15 protein-coding genes are annotated in these 24,103 nt (G+C 53.8%); all 15 read left to right on the top strand.

Annotated features, from left to right (window positions below; translation table 11 throughout):
* Nucleotides 1–20 precede the first annotated feature (20 nt).
* The 15 genes from ACFVRY_RS12585 to ACFVRY_RS12655 all read left to right on the top strand — a co-directional run bounded on the left by ACFVRY_RS12585 (nucleotide 21) and on the right by ACFVRY_RS12655 (nucleotide 24,091).
* Nucleotides 21–1,820, top strand: coding sequence for an ABC transporter ATP-binding protein (locus tag ACFVRY_RS12585; protein ID WP_387500545.1), 1,800 nt, complete (start codon nucleotides 21–23; stop codon nucleotides 1,818–1,820).
* A 1-nt stretch (nucleotide 1,821) separates the two neighbouring features.
* Nucleotides 1,822–3,561, top strand: a complete 1,740-nt coding sequence (locus ACFVRY_RS12590; RefSeq protein WP_387500546.1) for an ABC transporter ATP-binding protein — start codon at nucleotides 1,822–1,824, stop codon at nucleotides 3,559–3,561.
* A gap of 228 nt (nucleotides 3,562–3,789) precedes the next feature.
* Nucleotides 3,790–7,317, top strand: a complete 3,528-nt coding sequence (gene addB, locus ACFVRY_RS12595; protein ID WP_387500547.1) for a helicase-exonuclease AddAB subunit AddB — start codon at nucleotides 3,790–3,792, stop codon at nucleotides 7,315–7,317.
* A 2-nt stretch (nucleotides 7,318–7,319) separates the two neighbouring features.
* Nucleotides 7,320–11,546 (top strand): UvrD-helicase domain-containing protein, encoded by a 4,227-nt coding sequence (locus tag ACFVRY_RS12600; RefSeq protein ID WP_387500961.1) that lies wholly within the window; start codon nucleotides 7,320–7,322, stop codon nucleotides 11,544–11,546.
* A gap of 520 nt (nucleotides 11,547–12,066) precedes the next feature.
* Complete coding sequence (locus ACFVRY_RS12605) at nucleotides 12,067–13,248, top strand: exonuclease SbcCD subunit D (protein ID WP_387500548.1); 1,182 nt, start codon at nucleotides 12,067–12,069, stop codon at nucleotides 13,246–13,248.
* A 1-nt stretch (nucleotide 13,249) separates the two neighbouring features.
* Nucleotides 13,250–16,678 carry an AAA family ATPase gene (locus ACFVRY_RS12610; protein WP_387500549.1) on the top strand — a complete coding sequence of 1,143 codons (3,429 nt, stop codon included), beginning with the start codon at nucleotides 13,250–13,252 and terminating at the stop codon, nucleotides 16,676–16,678.
* A gap of 333 nt (nucleotides 16,679–17,011) precedes the next feature.
* The gene (locus ACFVRY_RS12615) at nucleotides 17,012–17,371 is read left to right on the top strand and encodes a histidine triad nucleotide-binding protein (RefSeq protein WP_066364278.1); all 360 of its coding nucleotides are present in this window, start codon (nucleotides 17,012–17,014) and stop codon (nucleotides 17,369–17,371) included.
* 138 nt (nucleotides 17,372–17,509) lie between these two features.
* Nucleotides 17,510–17,683 carry a 30S ribosomal protein S21 gene (gene rpsU / locus ACFVRY_RS12620; RefSeq protein WP_005547957.1) on the top strand — a complete coding sequence of 58 codons (174 nt, stop codon included), beginning with the start codon at nucleotides 17,510–17,512 and terminating at the stop codon, nucleotides 17,681–17,683.
* Nucleotides 17,684–17,698: 15 nt separating this feature from the next.
* Nucleotides 17,699–18,142, top strand: a complete 444-nt coding sequence (locus ACFVRY_RS12625; protein WP_066364276.1) for a GatB/YqeY domain-containing protein — start codon at nucleotides 17,699–17,701, stop codon at nucleotides 18,140–18,142.
* A 120-nt stretch (nucleotides 18,143–18,262) separates the two neighbouring features.
* The gene (locus ACFVRY_RS12630; RefSeq protein WP_387500550.1) at nucleotides 18,263–19,648 is read left to right on the top strand and encodes an NfeD family protein; all 1,386 of its coding nucleotides are present in this window, start codon (nucleotides 18,263–18,265) and stop codon (nucleotides 19,646–19,648) included.
* Nucleotides 19,649–19,844: 196 nt separating this feature from the next.
* Nucleotides 19,845–20,849 (top strand): flotillin-like protein FloA, encoded by a 1,005-nt coding sequence (gene floA / locus ACFVRY_RS12635; protein ID WP_066364272.1) that lies wholly within the window; start codon nucleotides 19,845–19,847, stop codon nucleotides 20,847–20,849.
* A gap of 16 nt (nucleotides 20,850–20,865) precedes the next feature.
* Nucleotides 20,866–21,450 carry a hypothetical protein gene (locus tag ACFVRY_RS12640; RefSeq protein ID WP_387500551.1) on the top strand — a complete coding sequence of 195 codons (585 nt, stop codon included), beginning with the start codon at nucleotides 20,866–20,868 and terminating at the stop codon, nucleotides 21,448–21,450.
* A gap of 182 nt (nucleotides 21,451–21,632) precedes the next feature.
* Nucleotides 21,633–21,926 (top strand): sporulation protein YqfC, encoded by a 294-nt coding sequence (gene yqfC / locus ACFVRY_RS12645; protein ID WP_066364263.1) that lies wholly within the window; start codon nucleotides 21,633–21,635, stop codon nucleotides 21,924–21,926.
* Nucleotides 21,923–23,113, top strand: coding sequence for a sporulation protein YqfD (gene yqfD / locus ACFVRY_RS12650; protein ID WP_387500552.1), 1,191 nt, complete (start codon nucleotides 21,923–21,925; stop codon nucleotides 23,111–23,113). Before yqfC ends, yqfD begins: the two co-directional genes overlap by 4 nt.
* Nucleotides 23,114–23,119: 6 nt before the next feature.
* Nucleotides 23,120–24,091 (top strand): PhoH family protein, encoded by a 972-nt coding sequence (locus tag ACFVRY_RS12655; protein ID WP_066364256.1) that lies wholly within the window; start codon nucleotides 23,120–23,122, stop codon nucleotides 24,089–24,091.
* The last annotated feature ends 12 nt before the right edge of the window (nucleotides 24,092–24,103 follow it).

The following is a 24,103-nucleotide window of genomic DNA, read 5'->3' on the forward strand; positions in this document are numbered from 1 at the left end:
ACCAATTGGGGGAAGATGTCGTGAGTAAAACCAAATCTGGCCTGCCCAGACTTTTGGAGATTGCCGGGGAGAAGAAAACTCTTCTGTTCCTGTCGGGTGTGTTCTCCTCCGCCAGTGCCGTGCTGATGCTAGTGCCCTATATATCAGTATATTTCGTGCTGGCGGAGCTGCTACGTCACGCTTCGGCGCCGGGACAGGCCGATGGAAGCTATATGATACAGTGGGGCCTTATTGCACTAGGAGGGCTAGTCTTAGGATTGCTGTTACTTTACGCCGGAGGCATGTGCTCGCATATTGCAGCATTTCGTATTCAGTACAATCTCAGGGTGCGGATGACGGAGCATCTCGGCAGGCTGCCGCTGGGATACCTCACAGGGACCTCAACCGGAGCCATCAAAAAAACGCTGGAGCAGAATGTAGAGAAGGTGGAGAACTTTATTGCACATAAGCTGCCCGATCTCATCAGCGCTCTGGTGACGACCATTGTGATGATCTTTGCCATGTTCTGGCTGAGTCCTCCGCTGGCGATCGCCTGTCTGGTGCCTATTTTGCTCGGCTTTGTTGCTCAAACGCTGTTGATGATGGGTAGCAGGGGCAAGGAAGGCATAAAGCTGTATTATGATTCCCTGGAACAGATCAATGCTTCGGCCGTGCAGTACATCCGGGGGATGCCTGCGGTGAAGGTTTTTGGGCAGACGGTCCATTCGTTCCGCAAGTTTTACAGTGATATGGTGAATTATCGTGATCACTCTTTGAAAATTACAGACCGATATCAGAATGGCTACATTATGTTCAAAACCTTGTTGTCTTCACTGTTCACCTTTATTTTGCCGGTAGGTGTTTTTCTGTTGAGCGGCCAGCCGGACAATATGTCTTTAGCTATAGTACTGTTGTTCTTTCTAGTCATGGCTCCGGGAATCTCTGCACCACTCTTCAAACTGCTGATGCTGGCCTCCAGTACGAGGGATATTGGGGAGGGAGTGGCACGAATGGATCAGCTTTTGGCGCAGGCCCCAGTACCGATTCCACAAGATCCGCAGTCACCGCGTACTTTTGACATCGAGTTTACGGAGGTGACCTTCTCCTACGGGAATCCGGAAGAACAGGCTGCTGATGCTCTGCGTGCGGTGTCTTTCCGAGCGAGGCAGGGCGAGGTGACTGCATTGGTGGGTCCTTCAGGGTCTGGAAAATCGACGGTAGCGAGTCTGGTCCCGCGCTTTTGGGACCCGCAATCCGGGATCATCAGCATCGGAGGTGTAGACATCCGCCAGATTGCGATGGATGAGTTAATGAACACGGTCGCTTTTGTCTTTCAGGAGACCTTTTTGTTCTATGATACGCTCTATGCCAACATCGCCGTAGGCAAGCCGGGAGCTTCGCAGGAAGAAGTGCAGGCTGCGGCGATAGCGGCACAATGCGATGATTTTATCTCCAGGTTACCGAAGGGCTATGATACGCTCATCGGTGAAGGGGGCGTCTATCTTTCCGGCGGGGAGGAGCAGCGCATTGCCGTAGCCCGGGCGATTCTTAAAAATGCGCCGATTCTTGTGCTGGATGAAGCGACCGCTTTTGCCGACCCCGAGAACGAGCATAAAATGCAGCTTGCCCTCACTGAACTGATGCGTGGCAAGACGGTTATCGTCATCGCCCATCGGCTGTCTTCGATCCGCGGGGCGGAGCAAGTTCTCGTGCTTCGGAACGGATCCATCGTAGAGCGTGGAAATCACGGAGAACTGATACAGATGGAAGGGCTCTACGCTCAAATGTGGCACACCTACAGTGATACCGGAGATTGGCTTATCGAAAAGGAGGTGCGTTGATATGAAAATGCTACGCAATATTACCGCCGGACATCCGGAAAAATTGCTTCAGCCTGTCCTCTATTCGCTCTTGTCCAATCTTGTGAATGTACTGCCCTTTGCCCTGATTATTGAAGCGGTACGACTGATTTTTGCACCTTATATTACGCCGGGCGCGGTATTACAAACTGAACGGCTGTGGTGGATTTGCGGAGGGCTTGCCGGTGCGATGATTCTGATGTATCTCAGTGAGATTCCCGCTTATCGTTCAGCTTACCGCGGAGCTTATGAGGTTGCTGCTCAGGGACGGGCTGAATTAGCCGAACATTTGCGGAAGCTCCCACTGGGGTATCTGACCCGGCGCGATCCTGGCGATCTGGCGAATATGATGATGGGAGACTTCACTTTAGTAGAAAGCGGTCTCTCCCATATGTTGCCCCAACTGGCTGGGGCTTTTGTATTGCCGATTCTTGCGCTGGCTGGGCTGATTCTGCTCGATTGGCGTATGGCCCTCTGCATGTTCGCTGCCTTGCCCGTAGCGCTGCTGATCATGGTTGTGACGACAGGGCTGCAGCGCAAGCTTGGTGCAGACCATATGAAGGCTAAACTGAATGCTGCCAATCGCCTGCAGGAGTATCTGAATGGAATACGTGTGATGAAGGCCTATAATTTGACCGGAGAACGTTTTGTCCGTCTTGACGATTCATTTAAAGTGCTGATGAAGGAAAGTATCAAGCTGGAGGGGATATTTGGACCCGTAATTCTGCTAGCAATGGCTCTTTTACGCGCGGGTCTGACGCTTCTAATCTACGTGGGTGTCCAGCTTCTGCTGGGTGGAGAGATTAGCATTCTGAATCTGGCGGTGTTCTTGATTATAGGGACCCGTATCTATGATCCGCTCAACACAGCGCTCTCCAATTATGCCGAATTCCGCTATAATGAGCAGGCAGGCGAACGGATTGTGGAGCTGCTCCATGAGCCGGTAATGACCGGGAACACCGAACCACTGCCCGCTGATCGCGGAATTCAATTTCATCAGGTGACCTTCAGCTACGGTGGGAAGCCGGTAATCAAGGATCTAAGCATTACGCTGCCTCAGGGTTCCCTTACAGCTATTGTTGGACCGTCAGGCAGCGGCAAAAGCACCGTGCTACGGCTGATCTCACGCTTCTACGATCCAGATGAGGGGCGCGTGCTGCTGGGAGGACGCAGCTTGCGGGAAATGGAGCCTGAGCATCTGCTGAGTTCGATTTCGGTGGTGTTTCAGGATGTGTACCTGTTCCAGGACACGATTGGCAACAATATCGCCTTTGGGCGGCCTGGGGCTACAAGCGAAGAGGTACGGCAGGCGGCCCAAATGGCGCATTGTCATGAATTCATCATGAAGCTGCCGCTGGGCTATGACACACCAGTTGGTGAGGGTGGAAGCACGCTATCCGGTGGGGAGAAACAACGCATTTCCATTGCCCGTGCCATTCTCAAAAATGCCCCAGTAGTGCTGCTGGATGAAGCCACCGCCTCGCTTGATCCGCAAAATGAAGCGGAGATTCAGAAAGGGATTGACGCCCTGATCGCCGGGCGGACGGTTATTGTTGTCGCCCATCGGCTTAAAACGATACGCGGTGCCGACAACATCATCGTATTGGAGGATGGCAGGCTGGTGGAACAGGGCCGTCATGACAGTTTGCTGGAGCGGGGTGGGCTTTACGCCCGATTGTGGACATTACAGCAGGAATCCAGTGGCTTCCGCATATCATCTTAGTATTACAATTGGTTTGTCGTTACAAGAGCCTGTCGTATCTATCAGATACGGCGGGCTTTTGCGCGTTTTGGTAGAAAGTTAGGAGCTATGTGCTGCCCGGAACAGTTGTAAAACATTTGAAGATCATCCAAACGTATGTTCCGAATGAAGGGGGATATGGTATAATGTTGGGACGAGTAAGTGACTGGAGTTACATTTTTTGTTTTGTTATGGGAGGAGTCTTTATTTATGTCGATAACCTTTTTAATAGGACGCTCGGGCAGCGGTAAGACAACTAAAATACGGGAGTCGATATCCTCTCAGCTAGCGCAGGAGCCGCTTGGTGCGCCAATCATTGTGCTTGTACCTGAGCAGGGGTCCTTCGGGGCCGAACGGGGCCTGCTCACGGCTGGTGGTGCCAGGGGCAGCATCCGCGCCCAGACCCTGAGCTTTTCGCGGCTGGCCTATCGGGTAAGGCAGGAAACGGGAGGCAGCGCAAGTCTTCCGATCAGTGAAGAAGGCAAGAAAATGCTTATCTATAAAATCATCAGTCGCCGCAAGGAGGAGCTGAAGCTGTTCGGACCCTCCTCGGATCGTCCGGGTTTTGTGGAACGGCTGAGCCAGTTGCATACCGAATTGAAGCGCTGTTGCATTGGTTCTAATGATCTGGATGAGCAATTGTCCAATATGCGCGATTCTATCGGTAATAGCCCTATTTTGGCGAGCAAGCTGGAGGATTTATATATCGTATTTAGCGATCTGGAGCAGGAGATGTCGCAGCTGTATATAGACGAAGAGGACCGGCTAGTCGAACTGGCAGAACAGATTCCGCTGTCTTCCTATGTTCGGGGTGCGGAAGTTTGGGTGGATGGCTTTCACGGCTTTACCCCTCAAGAATTCAAGGTGCTGCGGGAACTGATGCTGCATGCCTCCAGCATGACAATATCGCTTACGCTAGACAAGACGTATCCATCCGGCGGGGGGTTGCATGAGCTTGATCTGTTCCATCCGGCCGCGGTTACGTATATCAAGCTCCGCGGTATGGCGGAGGAACTGGGACTTACGGTCTGGGACGAGCTTTTGTCGCCTCCAGTGCTTCCACGATTCAAGGATAGCCCTGCGCTCGGCCATCTGGAGCAGGGCTATGACCGCCGCTTGGGTTGGAAAGGCCATGAGGAAACGACAGAATCCATTACTATTGGCGCTGCTGTTTCGCACAGGGCTGAAGTGGAAGGGGCCTTGCGCGAAATGCTCAGACTGGCACGGGATGAGGGTGCCAAATACGGTGAAATGGCGGTATTCATGCGAAACATCAGCGATTATGAATCGCTGGTGTCTCCGCTGTTCAACGATTACAAGGTACCTTTCTTCCTCGATCAGAAGGTGAATGAGTTGCATCACCCGCTGGTGGAATTCATTCGCTCTGGGCTGGATATAGTGAGGCGCCGTTGGCGTTATGAAGATGTGTTTCGCTGTGTAAAGACCGGTCTGCTTCTTCCGGATGACGGCAGCCTGAGTACTGAAGACATGGACAATCTGGAGAATTATGTGCTGGCATGCGGTATTCAGGGGTATCGCTGGACGGACGGACGTCCCTGGAGGGGCATTCCCAGCCTTTCACTGGAAGGTGGCAGGGCTGTAGACGAAGAATTGTTGTCCACAATGGAGAGATGTAGGGCGGCCATCGTTGGACCTCTGGGAGATTTTGAGAAGCGGGTGAAGAAAAGCCGTAGCGGAGAAGACCTCTGCCGGGCAGTATACATTCTCCTTGAGGATGCAGGTACGGCAGGCAAGCTGGATGAGATGAGCGCTCAGGCACTGGAATCGGGAAAGGCTGCTAGTGCCCGTGAGCACAGCCAGATCTGGAGTGCGGTGCTTGATCTGCTGGATCAGATCGTGGAAATGATGGGCCAGGAGAAAATGGAGTTTGCGATGTTCGCGGGTGTGCTGGAGACGGGTCTGGCCGAGCTGAAAATGGGACTGGTGCCACCGGCTCTGGATCAGGTTCTGGTAGGCAGCATGGACCGGACGCGTACTTCGGGTGTGAAGTATGCTTTTCTCCTTGGGTTCAATGAGGGTGTCGTTCCGGCACAATTCAAAGAAGACGGCATTTTGTCCGAGGGAGAGCGTGGGATACTGGAGAGCGTCGGACTGGAGCTTGCTCCGGGGGCTTCCCGCAAGTTGCTTGACGAGCGCTTCCTGATCTACAATGCGCTGACAACAGCTAGCCATAGGTTGTGGATCAGCTATGCGACTGCTGACGAAGAGGGGAAAGCCCTTCTGCCGTCTGAGGTGATTCGTCATTTGCAACTGATGTTCGGGGGCAAGCTGACAGAACGACAGCTTCCGGCCAGTCCGCCTGCGGTGTCAGATGAAGTGGCCCAGGTTGTGTTACCCCTGCATATGAACTTTATCGGGGATCCGGAACAAAGCCTACGTATCTTGATGTTGCAACTAAGACAGTGGCGGCAGGGTGCCGACATTCCGCCTTTCTGGTGGGATGTCTATAACTGGTTCGCTTCTGGTACCGAAGGGGAAGCGAAGAAGCTGCGCCTGAAGCGGCTCTTGGGTTCCCTGTTCTACCGCAACGAAGGCATTCAGCTGAAGCGTGGAACCAGCCTCAGGCTATACGGCGGTTCCACGCTGCGTGGTAGCGTATCCCGTATGGAGAAGTTCTCGGCTTGTTCGTTCTCTCATTTTGCCGCGTACGGCTTGCGCCTTAAGGAGCGGCAGATGTACAGGCTCCAGGCCCCGGATATCGGGCAGCTGTTCCATGCGGCGCTTAGTGAAATGGCGCAGCGGCTGCAAGAACAGGGCCGTGGCTGGGCCAGCCTGACGCCGGAGGAATGCCGGCGCGAAGCCGGGGAGACGGTGGATCGCCTGTCGCCGCTGCTTCAGGGCGAGATTCTCCTCAGTACGAAGCGGTACGGTTACATTACCCGTAAGCTGAAAAGTATTGTGGGCCGGGCTTCCGTAATCCTGGGTGAACATGCCCGCCGGGGCAGCTTTGAGCCGGTCGGGCTGGAGCTTGATTTTGGACCGGGTAAGGAATTGCCTCCTCTGCGGATAACACTGCCCAACGGCTGTGTGATGGAAGTGGTCGGGCGGATTGACCGGGTGGATAAAGCGGAAGGAGAGAACGGCATTCTGCTGCGCGTAATTGACTATAAGTCCAGCCAGAAGGACCTCAAGCTCCACGAAGTTTATTTCGGTTTGTCGCTACAAATGCTGACCTATCTTGAAGTGCTGCTGACCTATTCCGAGGAATGGCTGGGCAAGCCGGCACTCCCCGCAGGCACGCTTTATTTTCATGTCCATGATCCGCTACTCTCTTCGTCCAACGGTATGAACCGCGAGCAGGCGGAGCAGGAACTGCTGAAGCGGTTCAAAATGAAGGGTCTGCTGCTGGCTGATCGTGAAGTCGTGTCCTTGATGGACACTACACTCGACAAGGGGCATTCAGCGATTGTTCCAGTGGCGGTAAAAAGCGACGGCAGCTTCTACAGCAGCGCTTCTGTAGCCACGCCGGAGCAGTGGGGCCAACTGCTGTCCTCTGTAAAAGGGACGATAGCAGAGATAGGTACCCGGATTACAGAAGGGGACGTGGCTATCCAGCCCTATCGGATTCAACAGGAGACGGCTTGCACATTCTGTTCCTTCAAATCGGTGTGCCAGTTTGATGAGAGTATTGAAGGCAGCGGATATAACCATCTCGGCAAGCCGGGCAAGGATGACATTTGGGACCTGCTGTCCCGCAAAGGAGGATTGACGCTGTGAATATGAGGCCAGCTATAGACAATAAGCCCGAAGGCAGCATTTGGAGTGATGACCAATGGCGTGCCATTGCGGAGAGCGGCGATGATATCCTGGTCGCGGCTGCGGCAGGTTCCGGAAAAACGGCAGTATTGGTCGAACGGATTATTCGCAAAATCAGCCGGGAAGAGAATGGCTTCAGCGTAGACAGGCTACTGGTCGCTACGTTCACCAAGGCTGCTGCTTCGGAGATGCGGCAGCGGATTCGTGAGGCGCTGGACCGTGCTTTGGAGGAAGATAGCGGGAATGAGCATTTGCGCCGCCAGCTTGCCTTGCTTGGAAGAGCTTCTATTACGACTCTGCACTCCTTCTGTCTGGAGGTGATCCGACGGTACTATCAATTGATTCCGATTGATCCAGGCTTCCGCATTCTGAATGAGCATGAAGCCGAGATGATGCGTCAGGAACTGTTGATGGAGCTGCTGGAAGAGAAATATGGCGAGACCGGGGAAGATGGCGGGGACAGTGTGTTCGTGACACTGGCCGACTGGTTCAGCGGCGAACGAACGGATGACGCAGTACACGCGCTGATCCAGCGGCTGCATGACTTTGCCCGCAGCCATCCGTGGCCGGAGCAGTGGCTGCGCGAGACGGCAGCGGATTTCTCGCTGCCGGATACGGAGAGCTTGGGGCACACACCATGGGTGCAGAGCATCCTCGCAGAGGCGAAGCTAGCCTTGGACGGTGCGGCTAGCCAATTGCTGCAGGGCCGGGAAATAGCTCTGCAGCCGGGAGGGCCTGCTCCATATGCCGAGAACCTTACGGCAGATCTGGACATGGTGCAAGGCTTGCAGGCCGCTTTAAACGAACGGCCCTGGGCTGAGCTGTATGAGGCGTTCCGCGGCGTAAGCTTCGGAAAGCTGAAGCCATGTAAGAAGGATGCCACAGATCCTGGGCTTCAGGAGATGGTCAAGGAGCTGCGGGAAAGCGTCAAGAAGACGCTATCCGAACTTCAGAATGCCCTATTTGGGCGTCCGGCGGAAGCTTTTTTGACCGAGCTGCATGAAGCGGCGCCGCTGATGAAGGAACTGGCAGAGACGGTTATAGCCTTCGGTGAGCGCTACCGGCTGGAGAAAGCCGGCAAGGGGCTGGTAGATTTCAGCGATCTGGAGCATTATTGTCTGCAAATTCTCCGTCACCCGGATTCACAGCCGGGTCACTCCATGCCCTCCGATGCGGCGATGGAATACCGAGCCCAGTTCGATGAAGTTCTGCTCGATGAGTATCAGGATACGAACAGCGTGCAAGAAGAGATTGTTCGCTTGATTGCCAGGGAAGCGCCGGGGAACCGCTTTATGGTAGGTGATATGAAGCAAAGTATCTATCGGTTCCGCTTGGCGGAGCCAGGTCTGTTCCTGGAGAAATACCGCAGCTTTAGTAGTAGGGGAGGAGCTCCTGTAGAGTTAGCGGATGGACATCCGGCAGATGGGACTCGATCTGGAGGAGATTCTACGATCAGTAACTCTGGGGGAATGGTCATTGACCTCGCCCGGAATTTCCGCAGCCGGATGGAGGTTGTGAATGCCGTGAATATGATTTTCCGGCAGATCATGAATGCGACAGTGGCGGAGATCAACTATGATGAGCGGGCCGAGCTAGTCTATGGTGCCGGTTTTCCCGGAACGGAAGGCAAGGAGGCCGATCTGTATTTTGCTCCGGAACTGTTGCTGATTGATCGTGGTGCTTCAGGTGCCAGTAAGTCGGAAGAAGAGCCTGGGGACGGGGAAGCAGCGCTGGAGAGCGAGATCATCGAGAGTGAAACAGCGCAACTGGAAGCACGGGCCATTGCCCGCAGGATCTCGGTGATGACTGGAATGAGCGGCGGATCACCAATGCTCATCTATGACAAAGGCCTCAAGATGATGCGCCCGGTGTCATATGGAGATATTGTAATCCTGCTGCGTTCAGCCAGAATTTGGACACCTCTGATGATTGAGGAGCTTCGGATGGAGGGTATCCCTGCTTATGGTGACCAGAACAAGGGATATTTTGAAGCAACAGAAGTAGAAATTGCGCTCTCGCTATTAAAAGTAGTGGATAATCCGCGGCAGGATATTCCGCTGGCGGGCGTATTACGCTCGCCGGTAGTTGGCTTGAGTGAAGAAGAGCTGTCCGCAGTCCGTCTGTGCAGTCATGGAACATTCTATGAAGCTTTGCAGGCCGCAGTAGCGCTGCCGGGAGCAGGGTTAGGTCAAGTAGAGATTGCCGCAACGGTGCTGCCGGGAGCAGAGTCAGGTCAAGCTGAGATTGCCGCAGCGGCGCTGCCAATGGCAGAGTCAGGTCAAGGTGAGATTGCGGACGCGCTCGGTAGTTTGGCGGAGCCGGCAGCTTCCTTGGAAGAACTTGATCACGTTGCTAGTCAGGATGGTCAGTTGACGATTCAGGAATTGGCAGCGAGCCAATCTGTTCCTGGCCTCTCCCTGGAGCTTATAGCCAAGCTCAAGCATTTTCTGGATCAGCTGAAGAGCTGGAGACTGGCCGCCCGGCAGGGTAGCCTCAGCGACCTGATCTGGCGCATTTATGGGGAAAGTGGTTACCTGGAATGGGTTGGCGGTCTGCCTGGTGGAGGTCAGCGGCAAAACAACCTGAAAGCTCTGTATGACCGTGCTGTTCAATATGAGCAGGATACTTCGGCACGCGGATTGTTCCGTTTCTTGTTGTACATTTCCCGTCTGAGGGAAAACGGTGGTGACTTAGGGATCGCGGGCGGCAGCGGCGAAGAGGGTAGTGGAGTCAGAATTATGACCATTCACAAGAGTAAAGGACTGGAGTTTCCGGTTGTTTTCCTGGCTGGTATGAACAAGGCCTTTAACCGCCAGGATTTACATGCCCGGTTTTTGATGCACAAGGAACTGGGATTTGGTCCGCGTTTTGTGGATCGGGAGACGAGGGTAACTTATCCCACCTTGCCTTATTTAGCGATTAACCGCCGTTCAAGGCTGGAACTACTGGCTGAAGAAATGCGTGTACTCTACGTGGGACTGACCCGCCCCCGGGATAAAATGATCCTGGTCGGCACGGTGCGCGACTTGCCGCGCAAAGTTGCGGGCTGGAGTGCTATGCAGGGCCGGGAGGAACTGCTGCTGGCAGACCATCTGCTGGCCCGGGGGCGCAGCTACCTCGATTGGGTCGGGCCTGCACTAATCCGCCATCCGGGTGCAGCGATCCTACGCAAGCTGTCCGGCTCGGAAGGTACGGTATCCACGGTGCTTCATGGCGATGCCTCTCACTGGAGTATTCATGTAATGGATTCCAATGGACTCAGTTCAGCTGCATTTTCCGCTAAAGATGAGGACGGTGAAGCGGGGGCAGAGCGTGAGCTGGCGCTTGCAGCGTTGCAGGAAGGACGGTCTGTACCGGAGCTTGGTACAACAGCCAGAGACGAGATTGCTAGCAGACTCGCTTGGACCTATCCATATGTTGCGGCTTCCCGCATACCCGCCAAGACATCAGTTACGGAGCTGAAAACGCTGCTATCCATGCAAGAACAGCCATCTTATGATCTGTACGAGGACCACAGCAGATCTGGCGGTGAAGCAGAAGCTGTTGTTAGTTCGCCATACCGGGACAGTCTGCGCTTGCGGCGGCCTAAGTTCATGGAGCGGCGCAGCCTTACCTCTGCAGAACGGGGAACGGCATACCATACGGTGATGCAGCATATTCCCCTGGACATGACTGTGACTCAAGTTGAAGTGGAAGAGACGTTAGCCCGGCTGCAAGAGGTGGCAATTTTGACGCCGGAGCAGGTTGAAATCATAGATGCGGAACAAATTGCAGCCTTTTATGCTACCGAGCTTGGAATTAGGTTGCTGTCATCAGAGTGGAGCCGGAGAGAATTGCCGTTCAGTTATATGGTTCCTGCAGATGAGGCTTACCCTGGGCTTGGTCCACTGGATGAAGCCGTCTTGGGGCTCCCGTCATCAGAAGCGAACACACCAGAGCTTGAACGTGAAGAGGTACTGATTCAGGGGGTTATTGACTGTCTGTTTCGGGAGAATGGAAGACTTGTTTTACTGGATTACAAGACGGATTCCGTTCTGGAGCATCGTGGGGGACTGGAAACACTGAGGGAGAAGTACCGCTTCCAACTAGAGTTGTATAGCAAGGCCCTGAATGATATTTTGGGAGAAAGCATCAGTGAAATCTGGTTGTATTTCTTCGACGGAGGGCATCCTGTACGGCTTGAAATCTAGCAGGAATGAGTGTCTCTTATATAATGCGCAGAATAGTTTTTAAAGAGAAAAATTACAGGCGCTATATTAAGATGAACAAATGAAAGTTATAGAGGACAAATAAGAGGGGGCTGTCTCCAAATCAATGTCTGCTTCGTCAAGTACCGGACCCTACAGGCACTATTGTCTATAGCTGTCACCGTTCAGTAAGAAAACGGACCGCAGGGACCCTATGGGCAGAGAACCCGGTCAAAGTCTACTGCTTTTGGGAAAATAGAGTCACCCGAGTCCACTACATGTTTCTAGCGAGCGGCTGTATGTGCACATAACGGCTATACGGTCCGCCCGCTTCCATGCGTGAGCTTTTTACTTTATGTTCTGGTTGCTTTGACGAAGTTGTTTTTAGTAATCATTGATTCTGGAGAGCCCAGTTTTATATTAATCAGGCCTTTCAGGTTTGATATAAAGCTGCGATTGTCTCACTGACAGAAGTCGTGGTGTTATATCAGATCTGAAGCAAGGCGGGAAAAGAGGACAGAAGATGCGGATATTGCATACAGGGGACTGGCACTTAGGGCGTACGCTGGAAGGAAGAAGTCGCCAGCGGGAGCAAGAACAGTTCATGGATGAACTGGTGGAGATCGCGGACAGCCAGAACGTTGATCTAATATTGATGGCGGGAGACGTCTATGATTCTGTGAATCCTCCTGCTGCTGCTGAGCAGTTGTTCTATGATGCAGCAGCACGCCTGACGGCAGGCGGACGGCCGCTGGTAGTTATTGCGGGCAACCATGACCAGCCGGAACGTGTCTCTTCCGTCTCCCCGCTTGTACGCAGACAAGGGATTACGCTGGTGGGTCTGCCTACCTCCGATCCGGTGACGGTTCAGGTGGTACGCACCGGGGAAATTGCCAAAATTGCTGCACTGCCATATCCATCCGAAGCTCGGCTGGGAGAGCTGCTGGCGGGAGAAAGTGGCGAAGCAGAGCTGCGCCTCGCCTATAGCGCCCGAGTGGGAAGGCTCATGAATCTGCTAGGGCGGGAGTTTACCCCTGAGACCGTCAATTTGGCTATGAGCCACATCTATGTACTAGGTGGGGTAGAAAGTGACTCTGAACGGCCAATTCAGGTGGGCGGCGCTTATACGGTCGATCCTTCTGCCCTATACTGCGGAGCGCAGTATACGGCCCTTGGTCATTTGCACCGCGCGCAACGAGTGAAGGGTGATGGAATGATCCGTTATAGCGGATCACCGCTCGCGTACAGCTTTTCCGAAGCGGGACAGACGAAGTCGGTGACCTTGATCGATGTCGCTCCGGGTCAGAAGCCTGCCTATGAAGAAATTTATTTGCGATGCGGCCGTTCGCTAGTGAATTGGAAATCCAGCGGCGGGCTTGAGGAAGTATACCGCTGGCTGGATGAAGACAGAGACCCTTCCGCTTTTATTGATCTGGAAATCCGGCTGAACGAAGCCCTCTCGATGAACGATATCCAGCGGCTGCGTAAGGCGCGGGAAGGAATCGTACATATTCGTCCCGTCTATCCACAAATGGAGCAGGAATTAGAGCAGGTGTCGCGTTCCCGCATGCCTGTGCAGGAATTGTTTCGTAAATTCTATCAGCGGCAGACCGGGGGAGCCGAGCCAGATGATAGCCTGATTGAGCTGTTCCTGGAGCTTACGGAAGAAGAACGGCGTCAGCCGGAGGAAGGGGAGGAGAACTGACATGAAGCCGATTTCTTTAAAAGTAGCGGGACTTCAAAGTTATAGAGAACAGCAGGAGATAGATTTTGAGAGTCTGACGGAGACGGGATTATTCGGTATTTTCGGGCCGACAGGCAGCGGGAAATCCAGTTTGCTGGACGGGATTACGCTAGCCATGTACGGCAAAGTAGAACGCGCCGCAGGTGGAACCCAGGGGATTATGAACCATTCTGAGGATCAGCTGAGCGTGGCCTTTACCTTCGAGCTGACCTCTGCCGCAGGTTCACACCGTTACCGGGTGGAGCGGAAGTTTAAGCGCACCGGTGAACAGACGGTTAGTAATACGATCAGTCGTTTCATAGAGGTTCTGCCTGACGGTGATCAGGTGTTGGCGGACAAGCTGGCTGATGTTACGCGTTGCGTCGAGGAGAAGATCGGTCTCAAAATGGACGACTTCACTCGGGCGGTTGTGCTTCCACAAGGGAAATTCGCCGAGTTTCTGTCTCTGCGCGGCGTAGATCGCAGGCAGATGCTCCAGCGGCTCTTCCATCTGGAGCAGTATGGAGACCAGCTTGCCCTGAAGCTTAGCCGCCGGGTCAAGGAGAACGACACAGCGCTGCGTGCGCTGGAGGCAGAACAACAGGGGCTAGGCAGCGCTGGTGAGCAGGATCTGGAGGCTGCTGCTGAACGTTTGCAGCAGGCAGTGGCCCATGCGGCGGAATGCAGACGCCGGCTGGAAGAAGTGCTTTCCTTGTCGGAGCGCTTCACCCGAATCCGCGAGCTGCAAGGCGAACGTTCCCAGCGGGAACTGCAGCGGGAGCGCTTGCTGGCCCAGGAGGGTGATATTCTACTCCTGGAACAGCGGCTCGGCAAGGCTGACGAAGCCGAGAAGAGGCTGCCGCTGCTGCAGGCCTGGCGCAGCGCGGAGGGCGCTCTGAAGAGCCGCCAGGCCCATGCAGAGGAACTGGCGGCCAGAGCCGCCGCCGCCGAAGCCGAGGCGGCGCGCACCGCCACGGCCGACGCAGCCGCACAGGCTGCGCTGGCCGGGGAAGAGCCGGCCCTCCGTGAGGCGGCCGGCACGTACCGCAGGGCGCTCGAGCTGGAAGCTGAGCGCGACTTGCTGCTGCGCGAGCTTGCTGCGCTGCGCGAGCGCAGCGAGGAAGCTTCCCGCAGGCTGGACGCCATGCGGGAAGGGATGGCCCGGGAGCGGGAGCTTTTGGCCAAGGGCCAAAAGCGGCAACACGAGCTGCAGCAGAGCCTGCAGCCGCTCGAGGTCCGCTCCCAGGAGCGTCAGTCTCTGCAGGAAGCCATGCAGAGACTGCAAGGGCTGCGCTCTGCGGAATCCCAGCGGGATGCAGCAGAGCGTGAGCAGCGCGAGCGCCTAGCAGCGCTCGCGGACGCCCAGCGCCGCCTGGCCGGGGCCGAGGCCGGGCTGGGGGCGCTGGAGGCGGACCGCGCCGAGCGGGTCCGCGGGGCGGTGCTGCACCTGGAAGAATTGCGGTCAGCAGAGGCTGCCGCGGTGCATGTAGCGGAGACCCTGGAGCATGAGGCCAGTGTGCTGGAAGCCGCGCTGAAGGACCAGGAGGTTCACCGCCTGTCCCTGTCATTGGCTCGTGATCTGGAGGAGGGTGTTCCTTGTCCGGTCTGTGGCAGTCAACATCACCCGGCTCCTGCGACACTTCAAGGCAGCGGGGAGCAGGGAGGACAGGAAGCCTTACTGCAGCAGGTTCGCAGTAGATCCAAGGCTGCGCTGGAACTGCGTCTTGGCTTCCGCAGCCAGCGGGAGCAAGATATGGTTTGGCTGGAGCAGATTTATGGGTCCGAAGCGACCCTGGCTTGGGATCATCCAGCCGCAGCAGGCCGTGAAACGGTGGACGAGGCAGGTCCGCTGGATCGGTCGATCGCAGAATCCGTAGGAGAGTCAGCAGCGCTGCTGACTTCACTGGACGGCAGCCTGGTCAGCATGAAGCAACGGTCAGCGGAGATGCGCCGGGCAGCAACCGAATGGCAGCGTGCCTTGCAGGAAGGCCAGCAGGTCTGCCACAAGGCGGCAGCTGCCGTCCAGGCGGAGCAGGCCTGGGTGGACGGCATAACGGCCAAAGCCAGCGAGTTGGCCCAGCAGGCCGCAAGTCTGCGGCAAAGCTGGAGTGAGCAGTTCCCGGAGCTGGCTCCTGAGAATACGGAGACCGCATACCGTGAACGGCTCCAAAAAGACGAGCAGGCCGAGGAAATTCGTGGGCGGCTGAATATCAGTGTGAAGTTCCTGGACGATAAAGCAGCTGCTGTTCAAGAACTTCAGGAAAGTATCGCTGTGCTCGACAGGGAACTGGCCCAGTGGAATGCCCAGCTTGAAGGGAAGGAAGCCTTGCTGCGTGAGAAGGAAGCCCGGTTAGTGCAGTGGACGGAAGGGAGACCTGCGGCTGGGCTGCTGGCAACTTGCGAGCAACGCTTGCAGGCACTGCTGGCGGCTGTGGAAGACGGTAAGAAGGTGTACCGTACGGCTGCAGATGCAGCGCAGCAGGAAGGCAGAGAGGCGGCTATAGCTCGGCAGGCGGCGGAATCCGCTCATGAGCATTATGTCACTGCGGCCAAAGTCTGGGAGGACAGTTTGGCGTCATCGCCGTTCTCGGAAGCGTCCGAAGTTGAAGGGGCAGCACTATTGGTGGAGGAACGAGGTGCTGCGGCAGCCCGTGTGAAGAATCACCGCGACGATGAAGTGGAAGTGAATTTACAGCTTCGTGATATTGAGGAGAAGCTCGCTGGAGCCAATCTTAGCGAAGCGGAATGGTTGGAGAGCCAGGAGACGCTGCGCCGCTGCAAGGAAGAGGATGAAATCTCGCTCCAGAACCGGGCCCGCGGGGAACGCGATCTGGAGGATTTAGGGCATCGTCACATTCGCTGGAAAGAGCTTGAGACTCAGCGACTGGAGCATGAGGCTCTGCAGGATCGCCTGTCCAAACTACAGTCCTGTCTGCGTGGAAATGCTTTTGTGGAATATATTGCCGAGGAGCAACTGATGCAGGTCTGTCAGGCGGCTTCCCAGCGCCTGCGTTATCTGAGTAAACAGCGTTACGCGCTGGAGGTCGATTCCGGCGGCGGGTTCGTCATCCGCGACGATGGCAATGGTGGGGTGAAGCGTCCGGTATCCACACTGTCCGGCGGCGAGACCTTTTTGACCTCCCTGTCGCTGGCCCTGGCTCTGTCAGCCCAAATTCAGTTACGCGGCCAGTATCCACTGCAGTTCTTTTTCCTGGACGAAGGCTTCGGCACACTTGACCCTGATTTGCTGGATACTGTAATAACATCGCTGGAAAGGCTGCATAATGACCAGTTGTCTGTTGGTATTATAAGCCACGTTCCGGAGCTGCGAGCCCGCCTGCCGCGCAAGTTGGTTGTTGTCCCTGCCGAACAAGGCGGAGGAGGCTCCCGTATTATTTTGGAAAAAATGTGAGGTTTGGTATACAGTGTGATAACAGTCACAGAGACAGCATCAACCCGCTGTTATAATACAGCTAAGCCGACATCATTTTAGAAACACCTCGGCGGACGTATGACCGGGAGCAAGACTCCTTTTCATACGCCCGCCGCCGATCAGCTTTATAAGCTGTGAAGGGTGTTTCTTTTTTTTGCTCTTTTGAGTGGTATATTGAGCTGTAGCAGATACAGTTATCAAAATTTATTTCTACCGGGCAGGTTTTACAACCAGCAGAGTCAGTCCGACTTTCGTTAACCATGAATATCCTGTATGATAATAGGACAACCAATTCGGGGAGGAAGTCGCAGTATGGAAACCATATTCAGCAAAATTATTGAGGGCAGCATTCCCTCTAACAAAGTATTCGAGAATGAGCGCATTCTGGCCTTTCATGATATCGCGCCTGCGGCCCCGGTGCATGTGCTGATTATTCCGAAGAAATTCATTGCGTCGATGAATGAGGTTACGCCAGAGGATCTGCCGCTGATTGCCGAGATTCACAGTGTTGCCCAGCAGCTTGCCATTCAGCTTGGGATTGCGGAATCCGGTTATCGGTTGATCAACAATAGCGGACCCGATGGTGGACAGACTGTGCCGCATTTGCATTATCACTTGCTCGGAGGGGCCAAATTAGGCGCTCTGACGGGAATTTCGGATTCCCATAAGTAAGACAGAAAGGTCGATGTGAAAAGCCTGTTACAAAAAAAGGCGTTACACTGTTGACACTGTATTTCAGTTTGACCTATAATGAAATTTGATGAACCGTGTTATGCTCTTGGACGGTCTGGTCGGAGGGAGGGAAAACTGGTGTCTGAAACTAAAGTTCGCAAAAACGAGACAATTGATGCTGCACTTCGTCGGTTCAAACGCTCCATCGCTAAAGATGGTGTCTTGGCTGAGGTGAAGAAACGCAAGCATTATGAAAAGCCAAGCGTAAAGCGCAAGAAGAAGTCTGAGGCTGCTCGTAAGAGAAAGTTTTAGGAGGAATACCCACGCATGAATCTTAGCGAACGATTGAACGAAGATATGAAGCAAGCGATGAAGAGTAAGGACAAGTTCGCACTCTCCACCATTCGAATGGTTCGTTCGACGATAAAGTATCTTGAAATAGATTTAAAGAGAACATTAGACGACAACGAAGTGCTTGATATCCTTAGTCGTGAAATCAAACAGCGCAAAGATGCCCTCCAAGAATTTGAGACAGCGGGTCGCGACGATCTTGCCGCGAGTACGAAGGCAGAAATCGAGATTATCATTAAGTATCTTCCCGAGCAACTTTCCGAAGAAGAAATTAAAGTAATTGTACAGCAGACCATCCAGGAAACCGGTGCTTCTTCGAAAAGTGAAATGGGTAAGCTCATGAGCGCGCTGATGCCGAAAGTCAAAGGTCGCGCCGATGGTAAGCTTGTGAACCAAGTGGTTCAGCAATTTCTGCAATAATAGAACGTCAGCACCCCTTTTTATAAGGGGTGTTTTTCTTTGTTTTGAAACGAATCTTCAAAACTTTCGTACTACTGATTATGTGACTATGTCCATTTTTCTAAGAAAGGAGGAGAAGAGATGAAGGGACTTCGTAAAATAGCATATGCCAGTATTGCAGGGTTGCTGTTGCTATTGGTACTTCTGCCGCTGTCTTCCCTGGCAAGTGCTGATGTGGACCCGCCCAGGCAGCCTGAGCAAGCGGCTGGAGAGTCCGTTAAGGGGCCAGTCTTTATCATTCCGGTTGATCAGGAAATCGAACGGGGGCTTCAGAGCTTTCTGGAGCGGGGTTTTGAGGAAGCAAACAACTATGGTGCAGTGCTGATTGTGCTGGATATTAACACGCCAGGTGGCCAGGTTAGCGCAGCCGAACAAATTGGTAAATTGATCAGAGAAAGCGCTATCCCGGTGCTGGCTTTTATTAAAAGTGATGCGGCTTCTGCCGGTAGTTACATTGCTCTGAACGCCGACAAGATTGTGATGAAGCCGGGCAGCATGATTGGATCAGCTTCGCTGGTGGACAAGGGTGGTACGCATGTCGAGGATCCGAAGCTGATATCCTACTGGAAATCGAAGATGATGGGGGCTGCGGCGCTTAATGGCCGAGACCCGGATATCGCTGCGGGAATGACCGATATTAATCTCGTTGTAGAGAAGCCGAAGCTTGGCGTGAGCAAGAGTAGTGGAGAAATTATTGCCCTTAGCAGTGATCAGGCGCTCAAGGCTGGTTATGCCGATTACATAACGGATACTCCGGAAGAAGCGGTAGTCTGGATGGGGTATACTACGGACGATATTTTCCGGGTGAAGCATACCGGGGCGGAGAAGATGTCACAGTTTCTGACCAATCCGGTTATCATGACGATCTTGCTGTTCGTCGGCATCGCAGGGATTGTTATTGAATTGATCGTTCCGGGATTTGGAGCGCCCGGCATTATTGGAACATTGGCCTTTACCCTGTATTTCTTCGGAAATTACGTGGCGGGCTTCGCGGGATCCGAGACCTGGCTGCTGTTCATCCTGGGGCTGGTCATGCTGGTGCTGGAATTATTTATGCCGAGCTTCGGTATCTTGGGACTGTTAGGGTCGGTCAGCCTTGTGGCAGGTGTGGTCAGGGCGGCTTACAGTTACACGAATGCACTGCTCAGCCTTGGTATCGCTTTTGCAGCAGCGACGGTGGTCATTATTATTGTGGCTGTTGTGTTCAAAGAGCGCGGCATCTGGAACCGGTTCATTCTGAAGGAAAGTCTGACCAAGGAGCAGGGCTACATACCAGTGCTTGAGAAGTTGAACCTGGTCGGCGGTATTGGCGTCAGCCTTACCCCGCTTCGTCCGGCGGGTACTGCTTTGGTGAATGGGGAACGGATTGATGTGGTCACCGAGGGCAGTTTTATTGCTTCCGGTGCCGAAATTTCGGTAGTGACTGTGGAAGGTGCACGGATTGTGGTTAAAGAAATAGTGAAATAAGGTACACTGGTACAAGACAAGCTATTAACTTTACAACAGAATCAATTTCATAATGCGGATTTCAATCCGAAGAGGTACAATATCTAGTTATACCTAAACCGTGTACAACTAGATATCGATGATTAGACGCTCACTTATGGATTTATGAAATCGGTTCACCAATAAACTTATTTAATGATGGAGGTTTGAACAACGTATGGGTGAGGCTTCTTTGATTCCTATATTACTGATCGCGGTGGTCGTGATCATTGTTTTGAGTGTCTTCTTGAGCTTCTTTCCGGTTATGCTCTGGATTTCGGCCTTAGCTTCGGGAGTTAGAATCAGTATTATTACGCTGGTGGCTATGAGATTGCGCCGGGTTACACCGAGCCGGATCGTCAATCCAATGATTAAGGCAACAAAGGCTGGACTGGGTCTAAATATCAACCAGCTTGAAAGTCACTATCTGGCCGGCGGTAACGTCGACCGTGTCGTTAACGCCCTGATTGCGGCACAGCGTGCCAACATTCCACTTGAATTCACACGTGCTGCTGCAATTGATCTGGCAGGTCGTGACGTATTGCAAGCGGTACAGATGAGCGTTAATCCGCGGGTCATTGAGACCCCGACTGTAGCTGCAGTAGCGAAAAACGGGATCGAGGTCAAAGTTAAGGCTCGGGTTACTGTACGTGCGAACATTGATCGTCTCGTCGGCGGTGCCGGTGAAGAAACGATTATTGCCCGTGTAGGTGAAGGGATTGTAACCACTGTTGGTTCCAGTAACTCCCACAAGGACGTTCTGGAGAATCCGGATTCCATTTCCCGTACGGTTTTGTCCAAGGGTCTGGATTCTGGTACTGCATTTGAGATTCTGTCTATTGATATCGCTGACGTTGATGTCGGTAAGAACATCGGTGCCTACCTCCAGACAGAGCAGGCTGAAGCCGACAAACGCATTGCGCAAGCGAAAGCAGAAGAGCGTAGAGCGATGGCTGTGGCACACGAACAGGAAATGAAAGCCCGCGTCGTGGAAATGAAGGCACTTGTGGTGGAGTCTGAATCGAAGGTTCCTCTTGCCATGGCTGAAGCGCTGCGCGGCGGTCAGATCGGTGTGATGGACTATATGAACCTCAAGAACATTGAGGCGGATACGCAAATGCGCGGTTCTCTTGGCAAAATGAATGACCAGGACGAGAATAACGGTCCGAAAAACAACAAATAAGGGGATGTGATACCCCATGAGCTGGATCTATATCGTTGCTGTAATTATTTTTGCCATTGTCTCAAACGTGAACAAGGCGAATAAAACGAAGGGTAAGGGGTCGCCGCCGAGCGGTATGCCCACCTTCGGAGGTGGAGGTGAGGATGACAACCCTCTTCGCCGGGTCAAACGTGCGATGGAGCAGCAGGGCAGGGCATTCCCGCCACCTGGTACTCCGGCTCCCAGAGATACCCGGGAGCTTGCGCGGGAAGAGGAAATAGAAGAGAGTTTTCCGATGGAACGGGAACAGCAATGGATTCCCGGTGCCGATACCGAGCTCGGAAATGAATCGACCCTGGAGCAGGGAGAAGAGCAGGATAGCGTAGATATCCGTACCGAAAAAATGCGGCAGGAACTGGAGCGCATCCATGCTGTCTTTGACGAGATGGCTGGTGAGCCCGGCCCAAGCGTGAAGTATGCTGCCGAGCCAGTGAGCTCCGGGACGGTCTCAACTCCGGTTCTGGCTACCAGCCGCGAGGATTTGCGCAAAGGCCTCATGTGGGCTGAGATTCTCGGTCCACCGCGTTCGAAGCGTCCGCATGCTTATCGTAAAGAAAGCTAACTGAGCTATTTAGGTTACTGCCTGTCCCTAGGCAACAGCCAATTATTTGATCTAAGCAAGCGCATAAGCCTCTGGCATTTCTCTTTGTAGAAATGTCAGAGGCTTTTTCCATGTCTTCTTCTCATAAAATGATGTGCGATCGCATATGGTGTACAGAAGGCAGGAAGGGGGAACGTCTACTTATGACCCGTATTGGCCGCAGGCTGCGGGGATGGACAAACGGGGTGCTGGATCTGCCGCAGGATCTGCTGCAGGATATGCCCCGGATCACCCTGATCGGCAATAAGGAGCTGCATATAGAGAATCATCGCGGCGTGCTGCATTTTTCCTCTGAGCAGCTGAAGCTTGCGTTAGCCAAGGGCTCGCTGGAGATCACAGGCGAGGGGCTTATGATCCGGAATATTCTTGGCCAGGAGCTGGCTATAGAGGGGATAATCGGGGAAATCAGGTACAAGGAAAGCGAGGAGAGATCATGAAGGAACCGCCTCTGTCATCACTGCGGGGGTTCGTTACTCTGCAAGTGACGGGACCGCAGGTGGAAGGATTCATTAACGCTGTTGCCGAGGCAGGCATTGTCATTTGGGACGTGAAGCCTGCCGGGAACGGCGCTTCCTTAAAGCTGCTATTGGATGATTTTTATATCCTCCGGCCGCTCCTGAAGCGGACAGGCTGCCGCATGCATGTCACCGGACGGCATGGGTTGCCGTTTAAGATGCTCCGTCTGTGGAAACGTAAATTTTTTGCCGCAGGTGTGGTATTGTTCGGTGTCTCTCTCCTGCTTCTATGTTCTATGGTCTGGAGTATCAAGGTGGAGGGGAATAACCGCATTGCCTCCGAGGATATTTTAGCGGCTGCCCGCAAAGAGGGGCTGTATACTTATCAATGGATCTGGCGTCTGAAGGACCCGGACAAGCTAACCACGGAGCTGACTAACCATCTACCGGGTGTCTCATGGGTAGGTATGGAACGGACGGGGACAAGTGTAGTCATCCAGGTGGTGGAGGCTGCCCAGCCGGAGCAAAAGCCGCTGCTTAGCAATCGTCATCTGATTAGCCGTACCGATGCGGTGGTAACTAATATATACGCAGAACAGGGTAGACCGGTTGTCGCTCGTAATTCCCGCGTGAAGAAAGGGGACATCCTCATCTCCGGTATTCTCGGTGACGAGGAGTTCTCAAAGGCTGTGGTTGCCAAGGGGAAGGTCAAGGGGCTCGTCTGGCATGAATACAATATCACGGTTCCACTTGAAACAAAGGGTAGTTCCTACACTGGAGAACGGAAGGATCGCAACTATCTCGTGCTTGGCAAGTGGGCGGTCCAGCTGTGGGGCTACGGGAAATCGACTTTTAAAGAATCAAGAACGCTGACAGAAATGGATCCGCTGACCTGGCGGTCCATCAAACTTCCTGTCGGCTGGATGACAGAGAAGGAGATGGAGGTCCGGGAGACATTCGCCACGCGTACGGCAGAGCAGGCCAAGGCGGAAGGACTGGAGCGGGCAAAAGCTGATATTTTCGCGCGTTACGGCTCCGAAAGCGCCATCAAAAGTCAAAAAATTTTGCATGAGAAGAAAGAGAATGGTAAAGTTTATATGAAAGTGCTTTTTGAAGTAGAAGAGAGTATCGCGGAAGAACTTCCGATAGTAAACAACCAAGGAGAATGAGGCTACTTGTCAGAACAGACTGCAAGCATTCGTATATCTTTGCAAAATGCGGGAGAAGCGCAATCCCTGTTCGGCCCGCAGGATGGATTTCTGAAAATCATCGAGAGTGAAATTCCGGCAACCATTGATTCCCGCGAAGCGGAGCTGACGGTGCGCGGTGCAGAACAGGAAGTAGACAAGCTCGGTCAACTGTTCAATGTGCTGCTGTCCCTGATCCGCAGCGGATACATACTCAGTGAGCGGGATGTGCAGTATGCTGTGGAGCTTGCGAAGGATTACCGAGCCGATCAGCTACTCGACTTGTTCAAAGGCGAAATTACTACAACCTTCCGTGGCAAGCCGATCCGCGTGAAGACGGTTGGACAGAAGCATTATGTGACTACGATCAAGAAACGCGATATTGTTTTTAGTATTGGCCCGGCGGGTACAGGCAAGACCTATCTGGCTGTAGTTCTGGCCGTTGCGGCGCTGAAGGAAGGCTCGGTCAAGCGGATTGTGCTGACCCGTCCGGCTGTGGAAGCCGGGGAGAGCCTGGGCTTCCTCCCGGGAGACCTCCAAGAGAAGGTAGATCCGTATCTCAGACCGCTCTACGACGCCCTGTACGACGTTATGGGGCCCGATCAGGTGGCGAAGGCACTAGAACGGGGATTAATCGAAATCGCTCCTCTGGCCTATATGCGGGGGCGTACGCTGGATGATTCTTTTATTATCCTCGATGAAGCGCAGAACACGACACCTGAGCAGATGAAAATGTTCTTGACCCGGCTCGGCTTCGGTTCCAAAATGGTCATCACCGGGGATGTGACCCAGATTGACCTGCCCCGCGGCAAGAAATCCGGCCTGATTGAAGCAAAAGCGATTTTATCCGGTATAGAAGAGCTGGGCTTTGTCTATTTTGCGGAACAGGATGTAGTACGGCATTCATTGGTGCAGAAGATCATTGTCGCCTATGACCGGGCTGCCGAAAACCTTGAATAAAGGGGACTGTCT

Source organism: Paenibacillus sp. NPDC057934, assembly GCF_042887565.1.
Lineage (GTDB): Bacteria > Bacillota > Bacilli > Paenibacillales > Paenibacillaceae > Paenibacillus_AQ.

Bases quoted from the DNA above. Each gene is read 5' to 3' on its own strand.
- ACFVRY_RS12610 (WP_387500549.1), top strand. From the start codon at position 13,250: ATGAAGCCGATTTCTTTAAAAGTAGCGGGACTTCAAAGTTATAGAGAA.
- ACFVRY_RS12640 (WP_387500551.1), top strand. From the start codon at position 20,866: ATGAGCTGGATCTATATCGTTGCTGTAATTATTTTTGCCATTGTCTCA.
- ACFVRY_RS12615 (WP_066364278.1), top strand. From the start codon at position 17,012: ATGGAAACCATATTCAGCAAAATTATTGAGGGCAGCATTCCCTCTAAC.
- floA (WP_066364272.1), top strand. From the start codon at position 19,845: ATGGGTGAGGCTTCTTTGATTCCTATATTACTGATCGCGGTGGTCGTG.
- yqfC (WP_066364263.1), top strand. From the start codon at position 21,633: ATGACCCGTATTGGCCGCAGGCTGCGGGGATGGACAAACGGGGTGCTG.
- yqfD (WP_387500552.1), top strand. From the start codon at position 21,923: ATGAAGGAACCGCCTCTGTCATCACTGCGGGGGTTCGTTACTCTGCAA.
- ACFVRY_RS12605 (WP_387500548.1), top strand. From the start codon at position 12,067: ATGCGGATATTGCATACAGGGGACTGGCACTTAGGGCGTACGCTGGAA.
- addB (WP_387500547.1), top strand. From the start codon at position 3,790: ATGTCGATAACCTTTTTAATAGGACGCTCGGGCAGCGGTAAGACAACT.
- ACFVRY_RS12630 (WP_387500550.1), top strand. From the start codon at position 18,263: ATGAAGGGACTTCGTAAAATAGCATATGCCAGTATTGCAGGGTTGCTG.
- ACFVRY_RS12600 (WP_387500961.1), top strand. From the start codon at position 7,320: ATGAGGCCAGCTATAGACAATAAGCCCGAAGGCAGCATTTGGAGTGAT.
- ACFVRY_RS12590 (WP_387500546.1), top strand. From the start codon at position 1,822: ATGAAAATGCTACGCAATATTACCGCCGGACATCCGGAAAAATTGCTT.
- ACFVRY_RS12625 (WP_066364276.1), top strand. From the start codon at position 17,699: ATGAATCTTAGCGAACGATTGAACGAAGATATGAAGCAAGCGATGAAG.